The 25,295-nt window shown below is 69.5% G+C and carries 25 protein-coding genes; 16 read left to right on the top strand and 9 right to left on the bottom strand.

Annotated features, from left to right (window positions below; translation table 11 throughout):
* The first annotated feature begins 41 nt into the window (after window positions 1–41).
* Complete coding sequence (locus tag V5D55_RS03940; protein WP_435747879.1) at window positions 42–731, top strand: GNAT family N-acetyltransferase; 690 nt, start codon at window positions 42–44, stop codon at window positions 729–731.
* Between the two features lie 9 nt (window positions 732–740).
* On the opposite strand, the gene V5D55_RS03935 is transcribed toward V5D55_RS03940, so the two are convergent.
* Window positions 741–2,210: a peptide MFS transporter gene (locus V5D55_RS03935; RefSeq protein WP_435747877.1), complete on the bottom strand. Its 1,470-nt coding sequence runs from the start codon at window positions 2,208–2,210 to the stop codon at window positions 741–743.
* Between the two features lie 83 nt (window positions 2,211–2,293).
* Between V5D55_RS03935 and V5D55_RS03930 the strand changes: the two genes are divergently transcribed.
* Together V5D55_RS03930 and V5D55_RS03925 are read left to right on the top strand one after the other, a co-directional pair.
* Complete coding sequence (locus V5D55_RS03930; RefSeq protein WP_435747875.1) at window positions 2,294–3,679, top strand: glycine--tRNA ligase; 1,386 nt, start codon at window positions 2,294–2,296, stop codon at window positions 3,677–3,679.
* A gap of 253 nt (window positions 3,680–3,932) precedes the next feature.
* Entirely contained in the window at window positions 3,933–5,642 is a 1,710-nt protein-coding gene (locus V5D55_RS03925; protein WP_435747873.1) for an ABC-F family ATP-binding cassette domain-containing protein, read from the top strand.
* Here V5D55_RS03925 and V5D55_RS03920 read toward each other — a convergent pair.
* Window positions 5,626–6,609, bottom strand: coding sequence for a helix-turn-helix transcriptional regulator (locus V5D55_RS03920; protein WP_435747871.1), 984 nt, complete (start codon window positions 6,607–6,609; stop codon window positions 5,626–5,628). The two genes, V5D55_RS03925 and V5D55_RS03920, sit on opposite strands and share 17 nt — an antisense overlap.
* Window positions 6,610–6,678: 69 nt before the next feature.
* On the opposite strand from V5D55_RS03920, the gene V5D55_RS03915 reads away from it, so the two are divergent.
* On the top strand, window positions 6,679–7,830 hold the full coding sequence (locus V5D55_RS03915) for an epoxide hydrolase family protein (RefSeq protein ID WP_435747869.1): 1,152 nt from the start codon (window positions 6,679–6,681) through the stop codon (window positions 7,828–7,830).
* Window positions 7,831–7,863: 33 nt separating this feature from the next.
* On the opposite strand, the gene V5D55_RS03910 is transcribed toward V5D55_RS03915, so the two are convergent.
* The 4 genes from V5D55_RS03910 to V5D55_RS03895 all read right to left on the bottom strand — a co-directional run bounded on the left by V5D55_RS03910 (window position 7,864) and on the right by V5D55_RS03895 (window position 10,831).
* Window positions 7,864–8,364, bottom strand: coding sequence for an N-acetyltransferase family protein (locus tag V5D55_RS03910; protein ID WP_435747867.1), 501 nt, complete (start codon window positions 8,362–8,364; stop codon window positions 7,864–7,866).
* Window positions 8,365–8,375: 11 nt separating this feature from the next.
* Window positions 8,376–8,801 (bottom strand): DUF1801 domain-containing protein, encoded by a 426-nt coding sequence (locus tag V5D55_RS03905; RefSeq protein ID WP_435747865.1) that lies wholly within the window; start codon window positions 8,799–8,801, stop codon window positions 8,376–8,378.
* A gap of 109 nt (window positions 8,802–8,910) precedes the next feature.
* On the bottom strand, window positions 8,911–9,501 hold the full coding sequence (locus V5D55_RS03900; protein ID WP_435747863.1) for an HhH-GPD-type base excision DNA repair protein: 591 nt from the start codon (window positions 9,499–9,501) through the stop codon (window positions 8,911–8,913).
* Between the two features lie 28 nt (window positions 9,502–9,529).
* Window positions 9,530–10,831, bottom strand: coding sequence for a glutamyl-tRNA reductase (locus V5D55_RS03895; protein WP_435747861.1), 1,302 nt, complete (start codon window positions 10,829–10,831; stop codon window positions 9,530–9,532).
* A gap of 72 nt (window positions 10,832–10,903) precedes the next feature.
* On the opposite strand from V5D55_RS03895, the gene hemE reads away from it, so the two are divergent.
* Window positions 10,904–11,929 (top strand): uroporphyrinogen decarboxylase, encoded by a 1,026-nt coding sequence (hemE, locus tag V5D55_RS03890; protein WP_435747859.1) that lies wholly within the window; start codon window positions 10,904–10,906, stop codon window positions 11,927–11,929.
* On the opposite strand, the gene V5D55_RS03885 is transcribed toward hemE, so the two are convergent.
* Entirely contained in the window at window positions 11,914–12,813 is a 900-nt protein-coding gene (locus tag V5D55_RS03885) for an NAD(P)H-binding protein (protein ID WP_435747857.1), read from the bottom strand. The genes hemE and V5D55_RS03885 overlap by 16 nt on opposite strands.
* Window positions 12,814–12,880: 67 nt before the next feature.
* Here V5D55_RS03885 and V5D55_RS03880 point away from each other — a divergent pair, with 67 nt between their 5' ends.
* The 10 genes from V5D55_RS03880 to V5D55_RS03835 all read left to right on the top strand — a co-directional run bounded on the left by V5D55_RS03880 (window position 12,881) and on the right by V5D55_RS03835 (window position 20,876).
* The gene (locus V5D55_RS03880; RefSeq protein ID WP_435747855.1) at window positions 12,881–13,213 is read left to right on the top strand and encodes a metalloregulator ArsR/SmtB family transcription factor; all 333 of its coding nucleotides are present in this window, start codon (window positions 12,881–12,883) and stop codon (window positions 13,211–13,213) included.
* A 26-nt stretch (window positions 13,214–13,239) separates the two neighbouring features.
* On the top strand, window positions 13,240–14,793 hold the full coding sequence (locus tag V5D55_RS03875; RefSeq protein WP_435747853.1) for a protoporphyrinogen/coproporphyrinogen oxidase: 1,554 nt from the start codon (window positions 13,240–13,242) through the stop codon (window positions 14,791–14,793).
* Window positions 14,794–14,937: 144 nt separating this feature from the next.
* A complete protein-coding gene (locus V5D55_RS03870) occupies window positions 14,938–15,342 on the top strand; it encodes a hypothetical protein (protein ID WP_435747851.1) in 405 nt (134 codons plus the stop codon).
* A 1-nt stretch (window position 15,343) separates the two neighbouring features.
* The gene (locus tag V5D55_RS03865) at window positions 15,344–15,751 is read left to right on the top strand and encodes a phage holin family protein (protein WP_435747849.1); all 408 of its coding nucleotides are present in this window, start codon (window positions 15,344–15,346) and stop codon (window positions 15,749–15,751) included.
* Entirely contained in the window at window positions 15,738–16,013 is a 276-nt protein-coding gene (locus V5D55_RS03860; protein ID WP_435747847.1) for a hypothetical protein, read from the top strand. The genes V5D55_RS03865 and V5D55_RS03860 overlap by 14 nt, the downstream gene beginning before the upstream one ends.
* A 62-nt stretch (window positions 16,014–16,075) precedes the next feature.
* Window positions 16,076–16,753: a hydrogen peroxide-dependent heme synthase gene (gene hemQ, locus V5D55_RS03855; protein ID WP_435747845.1), complete on the top strand. Its 678-nt coding sequence runs from the start codon at window positions 16,076–16,078 to the stop codon at window positions 16,751–16,753.
* Between the two features lie 8 nt (window positions 16,754–16,761).
* Window positions 16,762–17,757 carry a hydroxymethylbilane synthase gene (gene hemC / locus V5D55_RS03850; RefSeq protein WP_435747843.1) on the top strand — a complete coding sequence of 332 codons (996 nt, stop codon included), beginning with the start codon at window positions 16,762–16,764 and terminating at the stop codon, window positions 17,755–17,757.
* Entirely contained in the window at window positions 17,754–18,548 is a 795-nt protein-coding gene (locus tag V5D55_RS03845) for a uroporphyrinogen-III synthase (protein ID WP_435747841.1), read from the top strand. The genes hemC and V5D55_RS03845 overlap by 4 nt, the downstream gene beginning before the upstream one ends.
* Window positions 18,545–19,522: a porphobilinogen synthase gene (hemB, locus tag V5D55_RS03840; protein WP_435747839.1), complete on the top strand. Its 978-nt coding sequence runs from the start codon at window positions 18,545–18,547 to the stop codon at window positions 19,520–19,522. The genes V5D55_RS03845 and hemB overlap by 4 nt, the downstream gene beginning before the upstream one ends.
* A gap of 31 nt (window positions 19,523–19,553) precedes the next feature.
* Window positions 19,554–20,876, top strand: a complete 1,323-nt coding sequence (locus V5D55_RS03835) for a glutamate-1-semialdehyde 2,1-aminomutase (protein ID WP_435747837.1) — start codon at window positions 19,554–19,556, stop codon at window positions 20,874–20,876.
* Window positions 20,877–20,988: 112 nt separating this feature from the next.
* Here V5D55_RS03835 and V5D55_RS03830 read toward each other — a convergent pair whose 3' ends face one another.
* A complete protein-coding gene (locus V5D55_RS03830; RefSeq protein WP_435747835.1) occupies window positions 20,989–22,455 on the bottom strand; it encodes a DUF222 domain-containing protein in 1,467 nt (488 codons plus the stop codon).
* A gap of 135 nt (window positions 22,456–22,590) precedes the next feature.
* Here V5D55_RS03830 and V5D55_RS03825 point away from each other — a divergent pair, with 135 nt between their 5' ends.
* Complete coding sequence (locus tag V5D55_RS03825; RefSeq protein WP_435747833.1) at window positions 22,591–23,040, top strand: hypothetical protein; 450 nt, start codon at window positions 22,591–22,593, stop codon at window positions 23,038–23,040.
* A 72-nt stretch (window positions 23,041–23,112) separates the two neighbouring features.
* Here V5D55_RS03825 and V5D55_RS03820 read toward each other — a convergent pair whose 3' ends face one another.
* Window positions 23,113–25,245, bottom strand: a complete 2,133-nt coding sequence (locus V5D55_RS03820) for an ATP-binding cassette domain-containing protein (RefSeq protein ID WP_435747831.1) — start codon at window positions 25,243–25,245, stop codon at window positions 23,113–23,115.
* Window positions 25,246–25,295 lie beyond the last annotated feature (50 nt).

Genomic DNA, 25,295 nt, shown 5'->3' with positions numbered 1-25,295 from the left:
CCGAATTCCTCGAACGGCCGCAAGAGGGGCAGACTGGGTTCGTGCGAACCATCCGTGATCTCGACACCGTTGAACTCATCCTCGACGCGCAGGGCCTGCTCGACTCCATCAGGGGTCCGCAGCGCGTCGTCGATGCCGGCACTCTGAGGGCCCTGCAGCAGTCAGGGAACTACGTCGTCGGGCTCTTCGACGGCGAGGGCGACGATGAACGCATGGTCGGCGCGTCGATCGCCTTCTTCGGCGAACCCGGCCGCCGTGCGATGCACTCGCACATCACCGCGCTGATCCCCGAGTACCGGGGTCGCGGCTGGGGCCGCGAGCTCAAGGAGCACCAGCGGCAGTGGGCGTTCTCCCGCGATGTGGGACGCATCACCTGGACGTTCGATCCGCTCGTCGCGCGCAACGCGCACTTCTTCCTGACCGTGCTCGGCGCGCGCGTGACCGGCTACTCGGTGAACCGCTACGGCATCTTCGGCGGCGGCGACGCGGGCGACGAGAGCGACCGCCTCGACGTCGCGTGGGCGCTCGCCGACATCGCCAAGCCCCCGGCATCCGACGCCGTCGTCGAGACCCTCGAGATCCCCGACGACATCGAGTCGCTGCGCGCGACCGATCCCGCAGCCGCGCACGAGTGGCGCACGCGGCTGCGCGCGGAGATGGAAGTCCTGCTCGGCCGCGGCCTTCAGGTCGCGGGCTTCGACGTCGAGCGGGGCTACCTCTTCACGGAGTGAGGCCGACGCTCAGCGCACCTCGCGCATGAGCTTCAGCACCGGCTTCACGGCCAGGAGCAGCCCGATTCCGACGACGACGGCGATGCAGCCCAGGATCGCGAAGTACGGCACCTCGTTCTCGGGGTCGTAGAACTGGACGAGCTCGCCGGAGATCGCGGTGCCCAGCGCGATCGACAGGAAGAACAGCGCCACCATCTGGGTGTGGAACGCCGCCGGGGCGAGTTTGGTCGTGACCGACAAGCCCACCGGGGACAGCAGCAGCTCCGCCACCGTGAACACGAACAGGATGCCGACGATCGCCAGCATCGGCGTGGTGTTCGCGCCGCCGTTCGCGAACGGGAGGAACAGCAGGAATGCGGATCCCATGATGATCGCGCTGAGGCCGAACTTCACCGGCGTCGACGGCTGGCGGGCGCCCAGGCGGGTCCAGATGGCCGCGAAGACACCGGACAGGATGATGATGAAGACCGGGTTGATCGACTGCACGATCGACACGGGAACCTCGATGCCGAACAGGTTCCGGTCGAGGCGCTTGTCGGAGTAGATGGTCAGCACGGTGAACTGCTGCTGATAGAGCGACCAGAACGCGACGCTGGTGACGAACAACGGTAGGAAGCCCCAGACGCGCGAGCGCTCGGTCGCGTCGATCCGGCGGCTGCTCAGGATGACCGCGAAGTAGGCGATCGCGGCGACGACGGTTCCGCCGATGACGATGGTTGCGAGGTTGTCGGCGCGGATCACTCCGACCAGCACGAGCACCGCGATCAGCGCGATCGCGGCGACGGCGATGATCACCACGAGGCGATAGCGCGATGCAGGAAGCGGGTTCGGCACCTTCCGCGCTGCTTCAGGGAGTGAGCGGCGTCCGAACGAATACTGCACCAGGCCGAGCGCCATTCCCACGGCGGCCAGACCGAAGCCCCAGTGGAAGCCCAGCGTCGACTGCAGGATGCCGGTGAGGATCGGTCCGAGGAAAGCGCCGAGGTTGATCCCCAGATAGAACAGGGAGAACCCGGCGTCGCGGCGGGGATCGTCGGGTTTGTAGAGGGTTCCGACGACCGATGTGGCGTTCGCCTTGAGCCCGCCGGAGCCGAGCGCGACGAGCACCAGACCCACACCCACGCCGAGCACGCCGGGGATCAGTGCGAGCGCGATGTGCCCGGCGACGATGACGACGGCGCTGAAGAACAGTACGCGCTCCGAGCCGAACAGGCGGTCTGCGAGCCACGCGCCGAGGATCGTGGAGAGATACACGGACCCGCCGTACGCACCGACGATGCCGCCGGCCACCGCTTCCGGGATGCCGAGGCCGCCCTGCGTGGCCGAGTAGTACAGGTAGATCAGCAGGATGCCCTGCATGCCGTAGAAGCTGAAGCGCTCCCACATCTCCACCCCGAAGATGTGGACCAGCGACCAGGGCTGTCCGAAGAAGCGGGTGTTCTCGTCGCGACTCGGGCGGGCGGTCTGGGAAGTGCTCATCCTCCGACGCTACTCTTCCCCGCGGATAGAATGGCAAGGCCCGCCTTCCGGGCAATCTCCCGCATCCGACCATTGGAGCCACCATGGCCGAACAGTCCCGCCTCGACAAGGTCATCGCCCTCGCCCGCCACCGCGGGTTCGTGTTCCAAGCGGGTGAGATCTACGGCGGTTCGCGTTCGGCCTGGGACTACGGCCCCCTCGGTACGGAGCTCAAGGAGAACATCCGTCGGCAGTGGTGGCAGACCTTCGTCCGCGGCCGTGGAGACATGGTGGGCCTCGACTCCAGCATCATCCTGCCCAAGCGCGTGTGGGAGGCGTCCGGTCACGTCGCCACCTTCACCGACCCGCTGGTGGAGTGCCTGCAGTGCCACAAGCGCTTCCGCGCCGACAACCTCATCGATGACTTCGAGGCACGCAAGGGCCGCAAGGCCGAGAACGGTCTGGCCGACATCCCGTGCCCGAACTGCGGCACCAAGGGCCAGTACACCGAGCCCAAGGCCTTCTCCGGTCTGGTGAAGACGTACCTCGGCGTCGTGGACGACGAGTCCGGCCTCTACTTCCTGCGCCCCGAGACCGCGCAGGGCATCTTCGTGAACTTCTCGAACGTGCTCACGGCGAGCCGCAAGAAGCCGCCGTTCGGCATCGGCCAGGTGGGCAAGGCCTTCCGCAACGAGATCACCCCCGGAAACTTCATCTTCCGCACCCGCGAGTTCGAGCAGATGGAGATCGAGTTCTTCACCCCGCCCGCTGAGGCCGACCAGTGGTTCCAGCACTGGGTCGAGGCGTGCTGGAACTGGTTCATCGATCTCGGTATCGACGCAGACAACATGCGCCAGTTCGACGTGCCGGAGGATGACCGCGCGCACTACTCGGCCGGCACGATCGACGTCGAGTACAAGTTCGGCTTCGCGGGCAAGGAGTGGGGCGAGCTCATGGGCGTCGCGAACCGCACCGACTACGACCTGTCGAGCCACAGCGAGGCATCCGGTCAGAGCCTGACGTACTTCGACCAGGCGACCGGCGAGCGGTACACCCCCTACGTGATCGAGCCCTCATTCGGCCTCACCCGCGCGATGATGGCGTTCCTCGTCGACGCATACCGCGAGGAGGAGGTGCCGAACGCCAAGGGCGGCACCGATGTGCGCACTGTGCTGAAGCTCGACCCGCGCCTCGCTCCGGTCAAGGCCGCGGTGCTGCCGCTGTCGCGCAACGAGAAGCTCTCGCCGCTCGCGCGCGAGGTCGCCGACACGCTCCGCAGCTCCTGGTCCGTCGACTTCGACGACGCCGGTGCGATCGGCCGTCGCTACCGTCGCCAGGACGAGATCGGCACCCCGTTCTGCGTCACGGTCGACTTCGACTCGCTCGACGACCGGGCCGTCACCGTGCGCGACCGCGACACGATGGCGCAGGAGCGCGTCTCGATCGACGAGCTGCACGCGTATCTCGCCGAGCGCCTGCGCGGCGCCTGACACCGCTGCACTCTTCTCGCGCCAGAGCCCCCTTCGATCCGAGGGGGGGCTCTGGCGCTCTCTGCGTGCCGCTGCTAACGTCGTGGGCGATGGGTACTCTGATTCGATAGACCGGGACGCTGCGTCGAGATCTCTCCGCAGCGGGTCCTGAGCGAACGAGGCCGATGACCGGCGCGTTCGAGGTCCCGAACATCGCGCGTTCACGAACGCGCTTCACTGCGGTGCATCGCCCGCGCCGCGGAGAGGTCTCTTCATGTACCCATCTGCTCTTCATCCGTCATCCCCCTCTGGGGCTCTGCGCGCTCATCGCGTCTGCGAGCTGCGGGCCGCCTCCATCCGCTTCGCCGAACGGATCGTGCTCGACGGGGTCGACCTCGTCATCGGCCCGACCGATCGGCTCGCGATCATCGGCGACAACGGCGCAGGGAAGTCGACTCTGCTCGCCCTGCTCGCCGGATCCGTCGTGCCCACGGCCGGTGAGGCCCGGGTCGTCATCCCCGGCGGTGTCGCCTGCGCGCTGCAAGACCCGCGATTCCCCTCCGGCGCCCGCATCCACGACGCGATCGACCTGCTGCTCGCGGGGCTCCGGGAGCTCGAGCGCGAGATCGAACGGGCGTACCGCTCGCTCTCCGAATCTGAAGTCGGAGCACAGGATCGGGTCCTGGCCGAGATCGCCGACCTGCAGGACCAGTTCGATGCGCGGGGCGGCTACGACGTCGACCGGCGCGTGGACGCGGCCCTGGATCGGCTCGGGCTGGGGGACCTCGATCGAAGCCGCCCGGTGGCGGAACTCTCAGGCGGCGAGCGCGCCCGACTCGCACTCGCCGTCGCCCTCTCCGCACACGCCGAGCTTCTGCTCCTCGACGAACCGACCAATGACCTGGATGCGGCGGGAATGGTCTGGTTGGAAGAAGGGCTGCGGGCACACCGCGGTGCGGCAGTCGTGGTCACGCATGACCGCGACTTCCTGGAGCGGTTCGGCGTCGACATCGTGCAGGTGCAGGATGGCGCGCTGCGTCGGTACGGCGACGGGTACCGAGGGTTCCTTGCCGCCCGCGCGGCCGAGAGGCAGCGCATGGCTCGACGCCACGAGGCGTGGAAGGAGGAGCTCGCACGCAACGAGGCGCTCGTCGCCGCCAACTCCTTCCGCCTCGCGAGCATCCCGCGGAAGCTGGAGCTCGACGGTTTCGGGCATGGTGCGTTCCGAGCGCGCAGCCGGGATCACGGGGCGATGGGACGTATCCGGATGGCGAAGGAGCGCGTCGCCCGTCTGAGGGCCGATCCGTGTCCTCCCCCTCCGGAGCCGCTTCGATTCACAGCGGGTCTGGCCGAGACCGGCGCCCAGGGAGGGCAGCTCCTCTCATTCGACGGCGTCCGGCTGTCCAGCGGCCCGTCCCTCCAGGTGGACGGGTGGACCGTGCGCGCGGGTGAAAGATGGCTGGTGACGGGGGCGAACGGCGCAGGGAAGACGACGCTCCTCCGGCTGCTTGCGGGTGAGCGGACCGTTGATGCGGGGGAGATCTCTCGTGTTCCCGGGCTGCGAGTCGCCTGGCTGCAGCAGGACGTCGCGTCGACCGGGCCGCGAACGACGGTCGAGACGTTCTCTGCGCGAACGGGGATCGCTCCTGCGGATGCGCCGTCGGCACTGCTGCGGTTCGGGCTGCTGCGAGAGTCGGATCTCGAGCGGCACGCGAGCGCGTTGTCCGTCGGCCAGCGCCGACGTCTCGACCTCGCCGTCGCCCTCGCCGTTCCTGCTGACATCCTGCTTCTCGACGAGCCGAGCAATCACCTCGACCCGGAGCTCGTCGAACAGCTCGAAGCGGCGATCGACGATCATCCGGGGGCCGTGGTCACGGTCACCCATGACCGGCGCTGGGTCGATCGAGCCCGCCGTCGCGCGGGCTTCGGCCGTGTCGTCGTCGTGGACGGCGTCGCGCGCGTCGAGGCTACGCGGACGGCCTGATCGAGGAGGGGAGCGAGCCCGCCACCGCTCGGGCGTAGCGCTCGGACAGCACCTGCAGCCGCGGGATCAGCTCCGGCGGGCTCTCGACGGTGAAGTCCATCATCAGCATGCCGATGTACGCCGCGACCGTGTCGAGACTGTCGGCCCCGGTGACCAGCACGCAGTGGTCTTCGTCGATCGGCTCGACCACGCCGACCGCGGGATGGATGCGGTCGAGCACGGTCTGCGTCGGCGCATCGATCAGCAGGCGCGCATGTACCTGCCAGCCGCTCTCGGCGACGGTGCGCATCATGAAGGCGGTGTAGTCGCCCCCGGGCAGCGGTTGAGGATCGAAGCGCCGACGCGTCGGCATCCGCAGTTCCATCCAATCCACGCGATAGGTGCTCCACTCGTCGTTCTGGGGGTCGCGGCCCACCAGGTACCAGCGACGGTGCCAGGTGAGCAGCCGGTAGGGCTCCACGAGCGCCGGCGCATCCTGGTAGTCGAAGCGCAGCCACTCCTCGTTGCGGATGGCGCTCGCGATCTCGCGGAGGACGCTCCCGTCGACCTCTGGATCGGGCGCGTCCGTGTCGTTGTTCTCGGGGGCGCGGTCGATGGTCGAGCGCAGCGCGTCGACGATGGGTCGCAGGTGGGATGGCAGCACGTGTTCGAGCTTCGCCAGCGCGCGCGCTCCGGATTCCTCGACGCCGGCGATCCCCGCGGCCGCCCGTAGTCCCACCGTGACCGCCACAGCCTCGTCGTCGTCGAGCAGCAGCGGAGGCAGCTTCCCGCCGGCGCCGAGGCGATAGCCGCCCACCGCACCGCGGGTCGCGTCGACCGGGTAGCCCAGTTCGCGCAGGCGATCGACATCGTGCCGGACCGTGCGCGTCGAGACTCCCAGCCGCTCGGCGAGGTCGCGTCCCGAACGTTCAGGACCCGTCTGCAGGAGCGCGAGGAGCGACAGCAATCGCGCCGTGGGATCGGCCATTTTCTTCCTCCGAAAGAAGTTCTTTTATTAGGAACGAATCCAGCCTAATAGGCTCGTATCGTCGTAGACATGAACAACACGAACCTCACCTTCAGCCCCTTCACCGTCTCCGTCTCGGCCGCCGAGGTCCAGGACCTCCAGGACCGCCTCTCCCGCACCCGGCTGCCGCAGCCGTCGCCGACCGACGACTGGGATGCCGGCACGCCGAACTCGTACCTCCGTGAGGCGATCGACGCCTGGCGTTCGTTCGACTGGGCGGCCGCCCAGGAGCGCATCAATGCCGTCCCGCACTTCACCACCGAGATCGAGGGTCAGACGATCCACTTCATCCACGTGCGCTCCGCCCACGAGGGCGCGACCCCGCTGCTCCTCGCGCACACCTACCCCGGCTCGGCCGTCGACTATCTCGACGTGATCGATCGCCTGGTCGACCCGGTGGCCCACGGCGGCCGCGCTGAGGACGCCTTCGACGTCGTGATCCCGGATGCTCCGGGCTACGGCTTCTCGCAGCCACTCGCCTCCGCGGGGTGGAACACGGCGAAGGTCGCTGAAGCGTACGACACCCTGATGCGCGGCCTCGGCTACGACAGCTACGGCATCCACGGTTCCGACAACGGGGCGATGGTCGCCCGTGAGCTCGGGCTGCTGAACCCGGAGGGCTTCCTCGGCCTCCACGTGCTGCAGCTGTTCTCGTTCCCGTCGGGCGACCCGTCCGAGTTCGAGCGTCTCGAGCCGCAGGACTACGCGGGTCTCGAGCACATGCAGTGGTTCCAGTCGGTCGGTGGGTACAACACGATGAACTCGTCGCGTCCGCAGACCGTGTCCGTCGGCATCAGCGACTCGCCGATCGGACTCCTCGCCTACAGCGAGCTGTTCAACTCGTTCGGCAACGGTACCTCGCTCGTGTCGCTCGAGAAGATCCTGCTCGAGGTCAGCGTGAACTGGTTCGCCAACGCGGCATCCGGAATGAGTCGCAGCTACCTCGAGAACGCCCGCGCCGACGCCGGCGAGGGTGAGGAGGCAGCGCCGAAGATCAACGCCGCGCCGACCGGAGTCGCCGTCTTCAAGGACGACTTCCAGACGATCCGGGTCTTCGCCGAGCGCGACAACTCGAACATCGTGCACTGGAGCCGGTTCGACGAGGGTGGGCACTTCGCGGCCCTCGAGCGTCCCGACGAGCTCGCCGGCGACATCCGCGCCTTCTTCGCCGGGCTGCGCTGAGTCCGACCACTCCGAGACCCCGTCCCGCTGATCTCAGCGGGGCGGGGTCTCGTCGTGCAGGTCGAGCCACATGATCCGGAGACCCACATCGCCGTCGACCGGATGCCGGAACGCGCCGGGCGCCACGCCGATCGTGCGGAATCCCAGGTCCTCGTACAGGCGGACGGCGGCCTCGTTCGTGTCGACCACCGCGTTGAACTGCACCGCCGCGAAGCCGCCTCGGCGCGCCCACGTGATCATGTCCTCGACGAGCGTCCGGCCCACGCCGCGCCCTCTCGCGGCCGCATCCACCATGAAGCTCGCCGACGCCACGTGCGATCCCGGGCCCGGACGATTCGGGTACATGTTCGCAGTGCCGAGCACCCGATCTCCGGCGACCGCGACGACGGTCCGTGCCGGGGCGTTCAGCATCCACATCCGCTGTGCGTCTGCCTCGCCCATGCCGGGGTCGTAGGCGAACGTCGTCTGCTCGCGGATGACCTCACGGATGATCGGCCAGATCTGGGGCCAGTCGTCTCCGGTGGCCTCGCGCACCGTGACGGTGCTCAGCTCCGCACCTCGATCTGCACTTCGTCGGTGCCGCCGGATTCGGCCCACGCGAGCGAGCGTTGCAGGATGCCGCGGAGCACGTCGAGGTCGACCTGTTCGAGGTCTTTGATGTAGACGCAGCTCGCACCGGTCGTGTGCGGGCCGAGCTGGGCGAGCGCCTCGGAGTGGGCGTCGGTGCCGTCGAGCAGGTACACGGTGGTCGAGGCTTTGCGCGGGGCGAACGCGAGGATTCCGGTGTCGCCCTCGGTGCCGGTCGGGTAGCGGTAGTGCGCCGAACCGAAGCCGACGATCGTGCCCCAGGTCGCGGGCTCGCGGCCGGAGACCTCCCGCATCAGCGCCGTGAGCGTTTCGGCGTCCCGGCGGCGCACCGCGGGGGAGGAGCGGGCGATGAGTCCCGCGACGTCGGTACCTGTGGGTTCCATCAGGAGTCTCCGTTCCGTTCGTTTCCTGCCCAGTCGGTCGGCGTGGATCAGAAATGTCGCCGGCCGCGCCTCGTCCGCTGCATTTCTGATCCAGCGCGGCTCCGCGGGCTCAGCTCGCCGCCTTCGCGGCGGCCTTCATGGCCTTCTTGTGCTCGCGCACCTTCGTGAGTGACTCGGGTGACACGATGTCGGCGACGCTGCGGAACGACCCGTCCTCGCCATAGGCGCCGGCCGCCTCGCGCCACCCTTCGCCGGTGAAACCGTACTGCTTGCCGAGGAGTGCGAGGAAGATCTTCGCCTTCTGCTCGCCGAAGCCCGGGAGCGACTTCAGGCGCTTCAGCACCTCGGCTCCCGACGGCGGGGTCTCGGAGCCTGTCGAAGGGCGCGTCCACAGCGCGCTGGCGTCGCCGTCCCAGTCGTCGACGAGCGTCTGGCACAGGGTCTGCACGCGCGTGGCCATCGATCCGGGGAAGCGGTGCACCGCGGGAGTCTGCTGGAACGCCGCGAGGAACTCGTCCGGTGCCATGCCCGCGATGGCGGCGGCATCCGTCGCTCCCGTGCGCTGCTCGATCTTGAGCGGACCGGCGAACGCCGTCTCCATCGGGACCTGCTGATCCAGCAGCATCCCGACCAGCAGAGCCAGCGGGTTGTCGGTCAGCAGGGCATCGGCGGCGGTGTCTCCGGTGATGTGAAGGGCCATGTTCCCAGTCTCCCACCGTGAGGGCGCGCTATGCGATCGACGATCTCGGTTCTTCGGCGGCCGGTTCCGCCGGCGTGATGCCGTACAGCGTGCCGAGGGCGGCGGCGAACTCGTCGGCGCGTCCGGCGGCGGCGAGCTCGTGCGCGCGGGTCGTCGGGGTGTGCAGCAGCACTCCGGAGAGGTGACGCAGCGCCTGCTCGACGCGGCCGTCGTCGTCGCCGCGGGCCCGGGCGCGATCGATCTCGCTCTCCAGCAGGGAGAAGATGTGCGAGCGCAGCGCGACGACCGAGGGCGTCACACTCTGGCGAGCGCCGACGACGTGGAACGTGTCTGCGGCTTCGCGCACGACGCTGCGCGCAGCATCCGTCGCCTGGAGTTCTTCGAGCGGGGCGTGCAGGCGGATGGTCTCGAGGTCGAGCAGGGCCACGCCCTCGAGCGCGGCGACCGCGGGATCGACGTTGCGCGGCATGCCGAGGTCGACGACGAGCTGACTGTGCGGGCCGACGGGGCAGCCGGTGGCGGCCAGCGCGACCGGATGCTGCAGATGCTCGGGCCCGAGCACGGGCTCGGTCGCCGTCGTGCAGGTGATGAGCAGGCTCGAGTGCGCTGCGGTGCGCGCGTACTCGGCAGACGTGACCGGACGGATGCCGTGCTTCGCAGCGAACGCCTCGGCACGGCCCGATGGGGAGAAGACGGAGATGTTCACGGCACCGCGCTCGCGCAGCGTGGCGAGGGTGACGGCGGCGTAGGCGCCCGTGCCCACCAGCAGCACGCGCTCGGCGGACCAGTCGGCGATGCGGCTGTCGGCCAGCTCCAGTGCGAGGCGTACCAGCGAGCGGCCGGCGCGACCGAGCGCGGTGACGTTCTTGACCTTGCGCTGCGCCTGGCTGGCGCGCTGGAAGAGGCGCTCGAGCTCGGGGGAGGTGGTGCCGTCCTTGCGGGCCGACTTCAGGGCGCGACGGACCTGGCCGGCGATCTCGCCCTCGCCGGAGACGACGGATTCGAGTCCGGATGCCACGGAGAAGAGGTGCTCGGCGACGCGTCGCCCGGAGTGCACCGTGTAGGCGCCGTCGAATTCGGCTGCGGAGACGCCCGTGGTCGACTCGATGGCTTCGAGGACGGCTTCGACGCCGATCGCGCCGGCCGCAGTGACGGGCTCGTCCATCTCCACGTAGGCCTCGAAGCGATTGCAGGTCGCCAGAACGACCGCACCCTGCACGCACGGCGTCATGTCCACCACAGTGGAGGCGACGTCGTCGGGGGTGCGGCTCAGGCGTTCGAGCAATTCGAAAGAGGCGGTCTTGTGACTCGCCGTCACACACAGCAGCACCCCACGATTCTACCCGCCCGCGGGACATGGCGTCTCCGCGGACTCATAACGACCGGATGGGAGGATGGGGGCATGGCCCTCTCCGATGCTCCGCTGCTGCGCGCCCTCGCCGGTGTCCGCCCCGATCGCACCCCGGTGTGGTTCATGCGCCAGGCCGGCAGGTCGCTGCCGGAGTATCGCGAGCTGCGGGTCGGCACACGGATGCTGGACGCGTGCCTCACGCCGGAACTCGCGGCCGAGATCACGCTGCAGCCGGTCCGTCGGCACGGCGTCGACGCGGCGGTCTTCTTCAGCGACATCGTGATCCCGCTGCGCCTCGCGGGTGTCGAGGTCGAGATCGAACCGGGGCGCGGACCGGTGTTCGCGAACCCGGTGCGGACGGCATCCGATGTCGACCGGATCACGGCCATCGATCCGGATTCGCTCGACGGCACGGCGATCGCCGAGGCGGTCGCCATCGTCACGGCCGAGCTCGGAGACACGCCGCTGATCGGCTTCGCCGGAGCCCCGTTCACGCTCGCCGCCTACCTCGTCGAGGGCGGCCCGTCGAAGGAGCACCTGCGGGCACGGGGCATGATGCACGCCGACCCGGACTCGTGGAACCGTCTGGCCGGCTGGCTCGCCCGCGTCTCCCGCCGGTTCCTGGAGACGCAGCGCGATGCCGGAGCATCCGTCGTGCAGCTCTTCGACAGCTGGGCCGGATCGCTCAGCCCGGCGGACTACCGCGCCTTCGTCGCGCCGCACTCGGTCGCCGCGCTCGAGGGCATCGGCATCCCCACCATCCACTTCGGCGTCGGCACGGGGCCGTTCCTCGCCGACATGCGCCTGGGCGGGATCGCCGACGGGGTCGGCGTCGACTGGCGCCAGCCGCTCGACGAGGCCGCGGCGATCCTCGGACCCGACGTGACGGTGCAGGGCAACATCGATCCCGCGCTTCTCTCAGCTCCCTGGGAGGTGCTGGAGGCGCACGTCCGCGACGTGCTCGAACGCGGCCGCGCGGCGCGGGCGCACATCGTCAACCTCGGCCACGGTGTGCCGCCGGAGACCGATCCGGATCAGCTCACCCGCATCGTCGAACTGGTTCACGCCGAGCGCTGAGTCCGGCGCGCGATCCGCAGGTCGGACAGCCCGAAGCGCCCATCGGGGAGGGCTGCACGGATGCGCTCGTCGCTGAACGGACGGGACGGACGGATGCCGGCCGGCACCTCCGGCGCGGGCGGAGCGGCCTCGCTCACGCCTTCCGCGAGCATCCGCGCCTGGGCCTTCGCGACCAGCGGCACGACCATCGTCCACTCGGTGAGCTGCGCCAGGATGCGGATGATCCAGGTGGGCACGGGGAGGTAGGCCGGACGACGCCCGGCGACGCGGGCGATGCGGCGGATGGCCTCGCCGAGCGTGACCTCATCGGCACCCATCACCGCGACCGTGGGCTCCTCGATGCGTCCTTCGAGTGCGGCGACGAGCACATCGACCGCGTCGTCGACGGGGACGGGTCGCGCAGTGCGCTCGCGGTATCCGACGGTCCAGAAGAACGGCAGCGTCCGCACCGCGCGGGTGACGTGATCGACCATGTGGTCGCCGGGGCCGTAGATCATGCCGGACTTGAGGATCGTGTGCGGGATGCCGGAGCCCCGCACGATCTCCTCGGCCTCCCACTTGGACTCGTGGTAGCCGGAGCCGCAGTCGGGCCGTGCCCGCAGGAAGCTGACCAGGACGATGCGCTGCACACCGGCGCGGCGCGCGGCTTCGACCACGGCCCTGGTGCCGTCGACGTGCACGCGCTGGAAGGTCTGGTCGCCGATCTCGCGGTTGATGCCCGCGCAGTGTGCCACCGCATCGCAGCCCTCGAAGGCCGCGGTCAGCGCATCGACGTCGGTGATGTCGGTGCCGCTGCGGCGGGAGATCGCGACCGCGTCGTCGCCGAGGCGTTCGGCAAGATTCCGTCCGACGAATCCGGTGCCCCCGGTGATGGCGACTCTCATGACGACACTCCTTCGCTTATTAGCTATTGGGCTAAAGACTATCTAGCGAAAGTGCTATATTGCAAACATGACAGACAGCGCATCCGACATCTTCGCGGCGCTGGCCCACCCGACCCGGCGCCAGATCCTGCAGGACCTCAAGGTCGGCGAACTCGCGGCCGGGGAGATCGCCTCGCGGTTCTCGGCAAGCGGACCGACGATCTCGCGGCACCTGAGCGTGCTGCGTCAGGCCGGCCTCGTCAGCGAGCGACGCGACGCGAACCGCATCCTCTACTCCCTGGTCGGCGAACGCCTGGCGCTGTCCGTCGGCGACTTCCTCTCCACTGTCTGCCCCGAGCAGATCGTGCTCCGGGAGGTCCGCAAGCGCGGCCGCGGCAGTACGGCGCCCGTCGAGGCCTGATCCGCCCCGATGCGAGAATTGACGGCATGACCGCCGATCTTGCCCGCGCCGAACCCGCCGACCTCGCCGCACGGGCTGCCCGTCGGCACGTCGTCGTCATCGGCGGTGGCATCGGCGGCCTGATCGCCGCCCGCGAATGCGCGAAGATCGGCATGCGCGTCACCCTGCTCGAGGCGTCGGATGCTGTCGGCGGTGCGATCCGGCAGGCCGAGCTCGACGGGGTCGTGATCGATGCGGGAGCCGAGAGCTACGCGACCCGCGGCGGACACGTGCGCGCCCTCCTGGGGGAACTCGACCTCACCGACCGCATCGTCGCGCCCGAGGCCGGTGGCGCCTGGCTGGCCGGCATCCCCGGTGTCGGTGCGGCTCCACTCCCGGTCGGAGGCCTCCTCGGCATCCCGGCGAATCCGTTCCAGGAGGACGTCCGTCGCGTGATCGGCTGGTCGGGCGCCTGGCGCGCGTATCTCGACCGGGTGCGGCCGCCACTGACCATCGGGCACCAGCTCAGCCTCGGCCGGCTCGTCGCGTCACGTATGGGCGCCAAGGTGCGCGACCGTCTCGTCGCGCCGGTCACGACCGGGGTCTACTCCGCCTCACCCGACGATGTCGACGTCGATGTGGCGGCGCCGGGGCTCAACGCCGCCTTGACCCGCGTCGGCTCGCTGTCCGGCGCCGTGCAGGCGCTGCGCGACGATGCCGCCGCGCGAGCCGCGAAGGCCGGCGGCACCGAGGTCGCGAAGGCGCCGGGCGCTGCAGTCGAAGGGCTGTCCGGAGGGATGAGCGTGCTGGTCGATGCGCTGGTCGCCGATCTGGGGCAGCTGGGCGCGGAGGTCCGCACCGGCGCGCGCGTCCTGTCGGCGACGCGCGCGGGCGAGGCGTGGACGATCGGTGTCGAGAGCGTGGCGGATGCCGAGGCGACGGAGTCTCCGGAGGAGGAGGCCGTTGACCCCGAGGGGGCCGTGGACCTGGAGGAGATCGCGGCGGACGCGGTGATCGTCGCGACGTCGGAAGGGGCTGCTCGCGAGCTCCTCGCCGACAGCGTGCCGGCGCTTGTAGACGCCGAAGAATCGTCGGCACCGGAGATCGAGATCGTCACGCTGCTGCTCGACGCTCCGCAGCTGGCCGCGGCGCCTCGCGGCACCGGTGTGCTCACCGTGCCCGGCAGTCACACGGCCAAGGCGCTCACCCACTCGACCGCGAAGTGGCGCTGGCTGCGCGAGGCGGCGGGCGACCGGCAGATCGTCCGGGTGTCGTTCGGCGCCCAGGGTGAGCCGGCTGCGACCGCGGCGCTCAGCGACGAGGATGCTGCTGATCTCGCTCTGAGCGAGGCGGCGGCGCTGCTCGGGGCGCCTCTGGTGCGAGGCGCACTGATCGCCGCGCACCGTGCGCGCTACGTGCAGTCCCAGCCGGCGTCGATCATCGGCTCGGGTGCGCGGCGGGCGGCCGCACGCGCGGCTCTGCAGGCTGTTCCCGGACTCGCCGCCGTCGGAGCCTGGCTCGCCGGAACGGGGCTGGCGCAGGTCATCCCCGACGCGAAGGACGAAGCCGATCGCCTGCGTCGGGCCCTGTTGTGGGACTGACGAATCGCTATGTGTCAACCCCTTCGCCGTTTAGATGCCGAAATCGGCATACGGAGCTACGCTGGGTACCTGGCAGGCGGGCCTCGCGGCCCCCGGTCGGTGCCCACACGGGCGAATGAAGCCGGAACAACGTGAGGAGACCCCATGAAGGGGAAGATCGGACTCGTCGTAGGACTCGGCGTCGGCTATGTCCTCGGCACTCGTGCCGGACAGGAACGCTACGAACAGATCAAGAAGCAGTGGCTGAAGGTCTGGCACACCGCTCCCGTGCAGGAGCACGTCGGCAAGGTCAAGGATTTCGTCGGTGACAAGGCGGCAGCTGTTCCGGGCGCGCTGTGGACCGGCGCGGTGAAGGTCGTCAAGTCGGTCACGGGCAACGGCAGCCCCGGGCAGAAGCTCGACGCCGTGATCGCCACCGGCAAGGAAGCGGCCGAAGAGGTCGCCGACGCGGCAGAGGACGCGGCCGACGAGGTCAAGGCGAAGACATCAAGCCGCACTCGCACCACCAGCGCCACGAAGAAGCCGGCGCCGAAGAAGCCCGGCGCCTGACATGCCTCGCGGATACCGGGACCGCGCAGACGACAGTCTGCTGACACTGCTGGGCGATCTGCCCGAACTGGTCACGAGGCTCGTCAAGGCCGAGATCGACGCGGCGAAGGCGTGGATCTCGAAGACCGCGAAGGACGCCGGGATCGGCTCTGTCTGGTTCCTCGTCGCGCTGTTCTTCCTGTTCTGGGCCGTGCCGGTCATCCTCGTCTTCGCGATCGCCGGACTCTCGTCGTGGTGGCCGGTCTGGCTGTCCGCGCTCGCCGTCTTCGGCATCCTGATCCTGGCGGTGCTCTTCTTCGCCCTGCTCGGCATCTTGAAGTTCCGCAAGCTCCTCAAGCGGCAGAACCCTGCGCAGGCGGTCGCCGAGGACATCCGAATCGTGAAGGAGGCCGGCGATGACGAATTCTGACTCCCTGGTGCCGCGCACCGTGGTTCCCGCCGGGATCGTCGACGACCGGGAATCGGCGCGCGCCGAGCTGAAGGCGGCGCTGGCCGCGATCGAGATCAAGGGGAACATCCCCCGTCGCGTCGAGAAGGCGTCGACGCGGGCGATCGCGAAGGCGAGGGCCTTCGCTGACCGCAACCCGATCGGCGCAGCAGCGGCCGCGGTGGCCATCGCGGCGACGGTGGGCGGGGCGGTCTGGATCATCGCCCGCGCGCTCTCCCGCTGAGCTCGGTGAGCGCGGAGGACACCGCGTTCGCGACCCCTCCGCAAAGGGGGCAGACTGGAGACATGTCCGAAGAGCGCGAAGAGAACCCGTCCGGATTCACCCTCTGGGCGGTCTGGCGACGCAATCCCGATGTACCCGTCACCGAATCGGACTCGACCGAGCTGGAGACGATCGTCTCCTACGTCGAGGATTCCGGGGTGACCGTCCGCGGCTTCTACGACGTCTCCGGCCTCAAGGCCGACGCCGACCTCATGGTGTGGCTGCACGGCGCGACTGCCGAGGAACTGCAGAAGGCGCTCCGACGCCTCCGGCGCACCGAGCTGCTGCGCTCGCTGCTCCCCGTGTGGAACGTGATGGGCGTGCACCGCGACGCGGAGTTCAACCGCGCGCACGTGCCCGGCTTCCTCCGCGGCGTCGAGCCCAAGGACTGGCTCTGCCTCTACCCGTTCGTGCGCACGCCCGAGTGGTATCTCGCTCCCGAGGACGAGCGTCGCAAGATGCTCGCCGATCACGGACGCAAGGGCGCGGCCTTCACCGGTGTCATCGCGAACACCGTCGCCGCGTTCGCTCTCGGCGACTACGAGTGGCTGCTGCCGCTCGAGGCCGATGATGTCACCGACCTCGTCGACCTCATGCGCGACCTCCGCTACACCGACGCGCGTCTCTACGTGAAGGAGGAGGTGCCCTTCTACACGGGGCGCCGCCTGCGCTTCGACGAGATCGCGGACGTGCTGCAGTAGGTCGCGCGATGAGCACCCCGATCCGCCTGGGAACCCGGCGCAGCGCGCTCGCGCAGGCGCAGTCCGGTCATGTCGCCGCCGCCCTCGAGAAGGTGTCCGGTCGTCGAGTAGAGCTCGTCCCGATCACCAGCGAGGGTGACACGAACCGGGCGTCGCTCTCCGAGATCGGCGGCCAGGGCATTTTCGCCACCCGCCTCCGCGAGGCGCTCCTCGCGGGGGAGTGCGACTTCCTCGTGCACTCCCTGAAGGACCTGCCGACTGCGATTCCCGAGGGTCTCGTGATCGCCGCGACCCCGCGGCGGGAGGATGCCCGCGATGTCGTGCTCACGCGCGACGGGGTGCCGCTGCATGAACGGCACTCGGGCAGCACGATCGGCACCGGTTCGCCGCGGCGCATCGCGCAGGTGCATCGCCGGGCGCCGCACGCCGAGGTCGTCGACATCCGCGGCAACGTCGACTCGCGGCTCGCTCGCGTCGCGTCGGGCGAGCTGGACGCGGTCATCCTCGCGGCGGCCGGGCTGTCGCGGCTGGGATCGGACTCACCGCTTCGACGTGAGGAGCTCGGCCTCGCCGAGTGGCCGACGGCGCCGGGCCAGGGTTCGCTCGCGGTGGAGACGCGGGCGGATGCTCCGGCAGAGCTGCTCGCGTCGCTCGCGGCGCTCGACGACGCGGAGACGCGGCTGGCCATCACCGTGGAGCGCGCGATTCTCGAGGGTCTGGATGCCGGTTGTCAAGCCCCCATGGCCGCGCACGCCGTGGTCGAAGGGGCCGCGATCCGCGTCAGGACGGTGGTTTACGCCGCCGACGGGAGCCGTCGGATCGGTCTCGACGTCACGGAAGACCTGAACGGGGAGTATATTCGTCGGAACGGCAGTGGCAATGGAGCGGATGCTGCCGATGGTGCAGACCCGACGTACGCAGCGCGCGAGTTCGGGTTCACTGTTGCCCGTCGGCTGCTCGATCAAGGGGCGGCTGGACTCGTCACCCGAGAGCATTCCTCATGACATCCGATACGAAGCAGGACCGACCGTTGGACGGCTGGCGCATCCTTGTGCCCCGCGGCGGGCCGTGGGGCGACGGCGTCGCCGCGAGCCTCCGCGCCCAGGGTGCGGTGCCGGTCGTCGCGCCACTCATCAACTTCGCACCGACCACTGATCAGGCGGGCCTCGACGGCGCTCTCGAGCAGCTTGCCGCCGGCGCCTTCGACTGGCTGACGGTCACGAGCGCCACCACGGTCGACGTGCTCTTCGCGCATCGGGCGGTCGTTCCGCGCTCGACGCGGATCGCCGCCGTCGGGGAGACCACGGCGGCTGCGCTGCAGGCCGTCGGTTACGAGGTCGCGCTCGTGCCAGAGCAGGACAACTCCGCGGAAGGCATGGCCGAGCAGCTGATCGCTCTCGAAACCGAGCCCCGTCGCATCCTGGCGCTGCGCAGCGAGATCGCGAAGCCGGTGCTCAGCACGCTCCTCTCGAGCGCCGGGCACGATGTCGCCAGCGTCGTCGCCTATCGCACCGTCGGGGTTCCCGTCACGGAGCGCATCCGCCGCGATGTCGAGAACGGGCGCATCAACGCGATCCTCATCACGAGCGGCTCGGTCGCCGAGCAGGTGCGCGAGCAGTTCCCTGAGATTCCCGACGAGACGCTGCTGGCTGCGATCGGTCCGCGTACCGCGCAGGATGCACGCAGGGCCGGGCTCCCTGTCTCGGTCGTCGCCGACCGGCAGACGGTCGACGCCCTGATCGACGCGGTCTCGCACTTCACACTTCCGCACGCGGCCGACGAGTTCGCGCCGTGAGCTTCCCCGAAGTCCGGATGAGGCGTCTGCGCCAGTCGCCGGCCGTGCGCAATCTCGCGCGCGAGACGTCGCTGCAGCCGGGGCAGCTCGTGCTGCCGATGTTCGTGCGCGAGGGCCTGACCGAGCCGGTCGCCATCGGGTCGATGCCGGGCGTCGCCCAGCACTCACTCGATTCGCTGCGTTCTGCCGCGGTCGAGGCAGCAGAGGCCGGGGTCGGCGGCGCGATGCTGTTCGGCGTGCCGGCGGTGCGCGATGCGCGTGGCTCCGGAGCCGATGACCCCCGTGGCATCCTCAACGTCGCGACCGAGGCCCTGGCCGCCGAGGTCGGCGACGCCTTGGTGGTGCAGACCGACCTGTGCCTCGACGAGTTCACGGACCACGGCCACTGCGGCGTGCTCGCTTCCGACGGTTCCGTCGACAACGACGCCACGCTCGAGCGCTACGAGTCGATGGCGCTCGCGCAGGCGCGGGCCGGATCGCAGCTGCTCGGTCTTTCGGGGATGATGGACGGCCAGGTCGCGGTCATCCGCGCGGCTCTCGACGCCGAGGGCTTCGCCGACACCCTTCTCCTTGCTTATGCGGCGAAGTACGCGAGCGCGTTCTACGGCCCGTTCCGCGAGGCCGTCGACTCTCAGCTCACCGGCGATCGGCGCACCTATCAGCTCGACCCGGGCAATCGCCGCGAGGGTGTGCGGGAGGCTGTCGTCGATGAGGCGGAGGGCGCTGACATCGTGATGGTGAAGCCTGCGATGTCGTTCCTCGACGTGCTGCGTGAGGTGCGCGACACCGTGCGTATTCCGGTGTGGGCATACCAGGTGTCCGGCGAGTACGCGATGATCGAGGCTGCTGCCGCGAACGGCTGGATCGATCGCCGGGGCGCGGTGCTGGAGTCGCTGCTGTCGATCCGTCGCGCCGGTGCGGACGCCGTTCTGACGTATTGGGCGACCGAGGCCGCCCGCTGGCTGCGCGACTGACTCGCGTCGCGCATCATCCGAGGAGTGTGCTGTGACCGACCGCAATGACGACCTGTTCTCTGCTGCCCGCGCGGTGATCCCCGGTGGGGTGAACTCGCCGGTGCGCGCGTACGGCTCGGTCGGGGGCACGCCGCGATTCCTCGCCTCGGCGAAGGGTGCGACCGTGACGGATGCCGCCGGGCACTCGTACGTCGATCTCGTCGCCTCATGGGGCCCTGCCCTGCTCGGGCACGCGCACCCCGAGATCGTCGCTGCGGTGCAGGAGGCTGCGACGCGGGGGCTGTCTTTCGGGGCGCCGACCGAGGGCGAGGTCGAACTCGCTGAGCTGATCGCGGATCGGGTGCGGTTCGGTGACGTCCGTCCGGTGGAGCGGGTGCGCCTGGTCTCGACCGGGACCGAGGCGACCATGACGGCGATCCGGCTGGCTCGCGGCGCGACGGGACGCGACCTGCTGGTGAAGTTCGCCGGTCACTATCACGGCCACTCCGACGGGTTGCTCGCCGAGGCGGGTTCGGGTGTCGCGACGCTGGCGCTCCCTGGTTCTGCGGGAGTTCCCGCGCCGGTCGCCGCCCAGACGCTCGTCATCGGCTACAACGACCCCGAGGCTCTCGCCGCGGTGTTCGCCGAGCATGGCCCGCGCATCGCCGCGGTCATCGTCGAGGCGGCGGCGGCCAACATGGGGGTGGTCGCACCGCTCCCCGGTTTCAACCGTCTGATCGCCGATACTGCGCACGCGCACGGCGCGCTGATGATCCTCGACGAGGTGCTCACCGGGTTCCGGGTGCACTCGGCCGGTTACTGGGGTCTTCAGGCCGCGGCCGGCGAGGAGTACGTGCCCGACATCATCGCCTTCGGGAAGGTCGTCGGCGGAGGGATGCCGCTGGCTGCGATCGGTGGCCGCGCCGAGGTCATGGATCTGCTCGCGCCGCTGGGGCCGGTGTACCAGGCGGGGACGCTCTCGGGCAATCCGCTCTCCGTCGCGGCGGGCCTCGCGACGCTTCGTCTTGCGACCCCGGATGTGTACGAGACCGTGGATGCGGCATCCGTTCGTCTGGCTACGCGGCTCGACGCGGCGTTGGATGAGGCGGGCGTGACGCACGCGGTCGCCACCGCGGGCAACCTGTTCAACGCGTCGTTCCGCGCTTCTGCTCCGCGGGACTACGCCGAGGCGCAGGCGCAGGAGTCGTTCCGCTACGCGCCGTTCTTCCACTCCATGCGTGAGCAGGGTGTCGCGCTTCCGCCGAGCGTCTTCGAGGCGTGGTTCCTCACGGCGGCGCACGGGGAGGAAGAGCTCCAGGTCATCGAGGCCGCTCTCCCGGCTGCTGCGGCTGCTGCGGCGGCCGCGCGGCCCTGAGCAGGTACTCGCCGGCGTTGAGCTGGTAGCTGGTAGCTGGTAGCTGGTAGCTGGTAGCTGGTAGCTGGTAGCTGGTAGCTGGTAGCTGGTAGCTGGTCAGCGGGGGTCGCGGTCAGACGAACATCACGCGTCGCGGGACGGCGTCGGTGTAGACCCGGTCGAGGGGACTGATCCATTCGATCTCTCCCCCGGGGAGCTGCCGTGCCGACCACCGATAGCTGTCGGGGATGTCGGGATGTTTCAGCACGTGGTGCCCTGCGCAGAAGTGGGCGAGGTTGTCGTTCGAGGTTCTGCCGCCCTTGGCGTGATCGTGGTTGTGGTCGATCTGGCACCGATGCACGGGCATGCGGCAACCGGGGAATCGGCAATGCTGGTCTCGCGCCCGGAGGTGTCGCCGCATCGCCTCGGTGGGCGAATACGCGTCGGTCGCCGTCACCATGCCGGTGTGGTCGAGGAACAGGCGTGACCAGGAGTCCCCGAGCGCGGCGATGGCTCTCGCGATGTCGGGGTGCAGGGGTCCGAATCCATCGAGTTCGGCCGGACGGTCGTCAGCTCCGGCGAGCGTCGACGCGGCGACCGTGACCTGGACTCGGGCCTTGATGCCTTCGAGGCCGGTTCCGCTCGCGGCACTGGGGTCGCTGGCGAGCAGCAGATCGCTGAGGAGATCGGCGCGCACCTGATCGATCGTGCGCTCATCGGCCGGCACGTGCTCGATGTCGAGACTCGGGTCGACCGCGAACGTGCCGCCCTCGCCGTGGATGACGTGCTCGTCGCTCAGCTCGTGGTCGGGCCGGCAGCGGGTGCCGTGCTCGTTGAGGATCGGATCGTCGCGACGAGGGTCGTCGGGGAGGAGGTCGGTGAGGAAGATCGCGTCGGGACCAGCGTCGCGCGCATCGAGAGGGCGCACGGGATCGGCGTCGCGGCGAGCGGCGATCACCTGCTGCGCGAGCTTCGTGAGTCGGTCGAGGATCGCGGCGGCGAGGTGCTCGGGCAACACGACCTGGAGGAGGGCGAGGCCGTCGTCGAGCGACTTCATCGTGACCGATCTCTCTCCGGCGGCCCGGCGGTGGCGATCGGTCACAGTCTCGCCAGCCAGAGATGCGGCGATCTGTCGCAGCAGGGCGCGCGTGCGCATGGGGCAGTCGCGCTCCGCCACGACCAGTGCAGCAGCGTCGTAGAGCGAAAGCGTCGAGGCATCGACCCGCCCGTCGCGGACGGCTTGACGCACGATCGCACCCGCGCGCACGATCTCTCGCACGTGCGCCGCCGTGATGTCGCCGCGATGGAACGATTCGCGAACTGCCGGATGATCGGCATCGAGGAAGAGGGCGTCCGTGAACGCGTACTCGATGCTGCCCTTCGACAGGTGGCCCGCGGCGGAGTACTCCGCGATCATCGATCGGTGGATCGCCTCGCGATGATGCGGATGCTCGCGCACGTCGGCATCGAGGAGTCGCATCCGGTCGGCGAGAAGCGTCGACGCCTCAGCCTCGAGTGCGGCGATTCGGCGCCGCTTCTCCACCCACGCATCGAGGAGCAGTTGTCGCTGCTCGATGTCGTCGATGTGAGTGATTGCCATGTCTCGAGTGTAGTACATATGTTCGAATATGGGAAGAGTCGATTTCAGCGAACTGGTGCGATCCCACAACGGATCGTTGCGTTCCTGTGAGCAACTTCCAGACATCTGGCAGGGGCGCGCTGGCAGACTGGGGGAATGGTGACGTTGCTGCTGGACCAGACGCAACTGGAGGTCGTGCTCTCGCCGATCGAGCGTGCCGCCACCTTCCACCGCCAGAACGTCCGCATCGCCCGTGACACCATCACCAAGGTGCAGCTCACGGAAGACGCGTGGACCTGGTTGCGGGGCGTGCCGAATCCTGGCACTCACATCCCGGGGATCCTCGCCGCGGGCAGCTGGAAGGCGGCGGGCAGCCTGGACTTCGTCCTCATCCGCCGCCGTCGTCCGAGCGTCGTCATCGACCTCGAGGGTGACGAGCAGTACCGCCGACTGATCCTCACCACCAGCCACGGTCTGGCGCTCACGCAGGCGTTGCGTCTCGACGTGTCGACCGAGCCCGCCGACGTCGAAGAGATCGTTGCCACGGCGCCGATCCCCGTGACCAAAGGCAGTCGGCGTCCGGTCATCCGTCCACGACCCGCCTGACGACCCGCCTGACACAGAGAAGCCCTCCGTCACCTTCGGTGCGGAGGGCTTTCTCGTCAGTGGATTCGACGCTCAGCCGTGATGGTGCTCGTCGCCTTCGTGGTGCTCACCTTCGTGGTGCTCGCCTTCGTGCTGCTCCTCGGCGTCGTTCGCGTTCTCCTCGGGAGTCGGGTGCTCGTCGGTCGCCCCCTCGTCGGAACCTTCGTCAGCCGACTCTGAGTCCGCCGCGCGGGGAACGGTGTCGATCACACCGGTCGATGCGACGCTCCACGGGCCGCCCTCGGACGGTGCCTCGTCGGACGGAACGTCCTCGGACGGTGCCTCGTCGGACACTGCCTCGTCCGACGGTGCCTCATCCGACCCTGCCTCGCCGAGCGGGTAATCCTTCGGCTCGTCTTCGTAGTAGGCGCGTGCGGCTGCCGCGAGCATCGTGCTCACTGCGGCGGAGCGGGGGTCGTGCTCGCCGTCCTCGGTCGAGGCGTCGGCCTCTCCCTCCTGCGCATCGCCCTCAGCGGAGTCATCCTCAGCGGAGGCATCCTCCGTGGAGTCATCCTCTGCGGAGTCCGTCGCGCCGAGCTCGGTGAAGAACTCCACACCGACGGGCTCGTCCGCAGCGACGTCGGACTCCGTATCGGCGCCCGCGACGCCGCCGTCTTCGGCCGACGATCCCTCGTCGCTCGCCTCACCCTGCTCGGTGGTGGCGAAGACCTCGGAGACATCATGGCGGGGCTCGTCGGCCTCGCCCTCGGCCTGCGCGGCTGCGGGAGCCGGCGCGGCCGAACCGAACAGGATCTCGTCGAACGAGCGTGCCGGAGCCTCCGGCGCCGAGCCTTCGTCGTGCGCATCGTCGCTCTGCGTCTCGGACGCGACCTCTTCATCAGCGGATGCTGCATCGCCGAGTTCCTCGTCGGCGTGGCCCTCGACAGCCGGGACCGATTCCGCGGCCTCATCCTCGGCAGGTGGCGCTTCAACACCGACGTCCTCTGCGCAAGCGTCGTCCGCCTCGTTCTCGCTGACCGGAGGCGCGTCGGCAGAGCTCACGTCGGCAACGGGTGCGTCAGCAGCATCTTCGTCGACAGTGTTCTCGTCGACAGCATCCTCGTCGTCCGCGTTCTCCTCCGCGGGGCTCTCCTGGCCCTCGGCGGCAGCATCCGGCGCCTCTTCCGGGGTGACGATCCCGGGCAGCGCCGCGGCGCCGACGAGCGCGGCCGCACCGGCCGCACCGGCGACAACGCCGGCCTCCGTACCCGGAACCACGGCATCCCGCGGCACGACGACCTGCTGCGCGGCACCCTCGCTGCGCGGAGCGAACTTGCCGCCGCGCACGAGGTCGATGAACACGTCTTCCAGCGTCGGGCCGCGCTGCACGAGCGTGCTCAGCGCGATGCCGGCCTCTGCGGCGACGGCACCGACCGTTCCGGCGTCTCCACCGCGAACGGTGAGCCCGGAGCGCAGCACCTCGACGTCGAAGCCGGCCGTCGTCAGTGCGGCGGTGAGCGCGGCGCGATCGGCCGCATCCACCACCACGGAACCGGCCTTCGGGTCGGCCAGGGTCTCGATGCCGCTCGCGAGGACCAGCTTGCCCTTCGACAGCACGAGCACGTTGTCGGCGACCTGTTCGATCTCGCTCAGGAGGTGCGACGACACCAGGACGGTGCGGCCCTCATCGGCCAGGCGGCGCATGAGCAGACGCATCCAGCGGATGCCCTCGGGATCGAGGCCGTTCGCCGGCTCGTCGAACACCAGTGCACCGGGGTCGCCGAGCAGCGCGTGCGCGACGCTCAGGCGCTGGCGCATTCCAAGCGAGAAGCCGCCGATGCGGGAGTCGGCTTCGCTGCCGAGGCCGACCTGCGCGATCACCTCGTCGACGCGGGCGAGCGGGATGCCGTTGGCCTTGGCGGCGATCGTCAGCTGACGGCTGGCGGTGCGCCGGGGGCGGTAGACCGTCTCCTCGAGCACTGAGCCGATCGTGCGCAGCGGTTGGCGGAGTTCCGCGAACGCGGTCCCGCCGATCGTGGCAGTGCCGGATGTGGCTCGCACCTGACCGAGCAGGATGCGAAGCGTCGTGGTCTTTCCTGCTCCGTTCGGGCCGAGGAAGGCGGTGACGGCTCCGGGCTCCACGCGAGCGGAGAAGTCGGAGACAGCGGTCACCTCATTGAAGCGCTTCGTCACATTCGTGAACTCGAGCACCTGTCCGTCGGGCATCCGCGACCTCTCGTTGCAATGAACAGTTCCCCCTATCCTGCCGGAAAAGC

This window comes from Microbacterium sp. PMB16, from assembly GCF_051294855.1.
Taxonomy (GTDB): Bacteria; Actinomycetota; Actinomycetes; order Actinomycetales; family Microbacteriaceae; genus Microbacterium.
This window is presented reverse-complemented; position numbering and strand designations above follow the sequence as displayed.

Bases quoted from the DNA above. Each gene is read 5' to 3' on its own strand.
- V5D55_RS03860 (WP_435747847.1), top strand. From the start codon at position 15,738: ATGACGAATTCTGACTCCCTGGTGCCGCGCACCGTGGTTCCCGCCGGG.
- V5D55_RS03870 (WP_435747851.1), top strand. From the start codon at position 14,938: ATGAAGGGGAAGATCGGACTCGTCGTAGGACTCGGCGTCGGCTATGTC.
- V5D55_RS03845 (WP_435747841.1), top strand. From the start codon at position 17,754: ATGACATCCGATACGAAGCAGGACCGACCGTTGGACGGCTGGCGCATC.
- V5D55_RS03930 (WP_435747875.1), top strand. From the start codon at position 2,294: ATGGCCGAACAGTCCCGCCTCGACAAGGTCATCGCCCTCGCCCGCCAC.
- V5D55_RS03820 (WP_435747831.1), bottom strand. From the start codon at position 25,245: ATGCCCGACGGACAGGTGCTCGAGTTCACGAATGTGACGAAGCGCTTC.
- V5D55_RS03920 (WP_435747871.1), bottom strand. From the start codon at position 6,609: ATGGCCGATCCCACGGCGCGATTGCTGTCGCTCCTCGCGCTCCTGCAG.
- V5D55_RS03900 (WP_435747863.1), bottom strand. From the start codon at position 9,501: ATGGCCCTTCACATCACCGGAGACACCGCCGCCGATGCCCTGCTGACC.
- V5D55_RS03925 (WP_435747873.1), top strand. From the start codon at position 3,933: ATGTACCCATCTGCTCTTCATCCGTCATCCCCCTCTGGGGCTCTGCGC.
- V5D55_RS03830 (WP_435747835.1), bottom strand. From the start codon at position 22,455: ATGGCAATCACTCACATCGACGACATCGAGCAGCGACAACTGCTCCTC.
- hemC (WP_435747843.1), top strand. From the start codon at position 16,762: ATGAGCACCCCGATCCGCCTGGGAACCCGGCGCAGCGCGCTCGCGCAG.
- V5D55_RS03915 (WP_435747869.1), top strand. From the start codon at position 6,679: ATGAACAACACGAACCTCACCTTCAGCCCCTTCACCGTCTCCGTCTCG.
- V5D55_RS03885 (WP_435747857.1), bottom strand. From the start codon at position 12,813: ATGAGAGTCGCCATCACCGGGGGCACCGGATTCGTCGGACGGAATCTT.
- V5D55_RS03880 (WP_435747855.1), top strand. From the start codon at position 12,881: ATGACAGACAGCGCATCCGACATCTTCGCGGCGCTGGCCCACCCGACC.
- V5D55_RS03825 (WP_435747833.1), top strand. From the start codon at position 22,591: ATGGTGACGTTGCTGCTGGACCAGACGCAACTGGAGGTCGTGCTCTCG.
- V5D55_RS03935 (WP_435747877.1), bottom strand. From the start codon at position 2,210: ATGAGCACTTCCCAGACCGCCCGCCCGAGTCGCGACGAGAACACCCGC.
- hemQ (WP_435747845.1), top strand. From the start codon at position 16,076: ATGTCCGAAGAGCGCGAAGAGAACCCGTCCGGATTCACCCTCTGGGCG.
- V5D55_RS03905 (WP_435747865.1), bottom strand. From the start codon at position 8,801: ATGGAACCCACAGGTACCGACGTCGCGGGACTCATCGCCCGCTCCTCC.
- hemE (WP_435747859.1), top strand. From the start codon at position 10,904: ATGGCCCTCTCCGATGCTCCGCTGCTGCGCGCCCTCGCCGGTGTCCGC.
- V5D55_RS03865 (WP_435747849.1), top strand. From the start codon at position 15,344: ATGCCTCGCGGATACCGGGACCGCGCAGACGACAGTCTGCTGACACTG.
- V5D55_RS03875 (WP_435747853.1), top strand. From the start codon at position 13,240: ATGACCGCCGATCTTGCCCGCGCCGAACCCGCCGACCTCGCCGCACGG.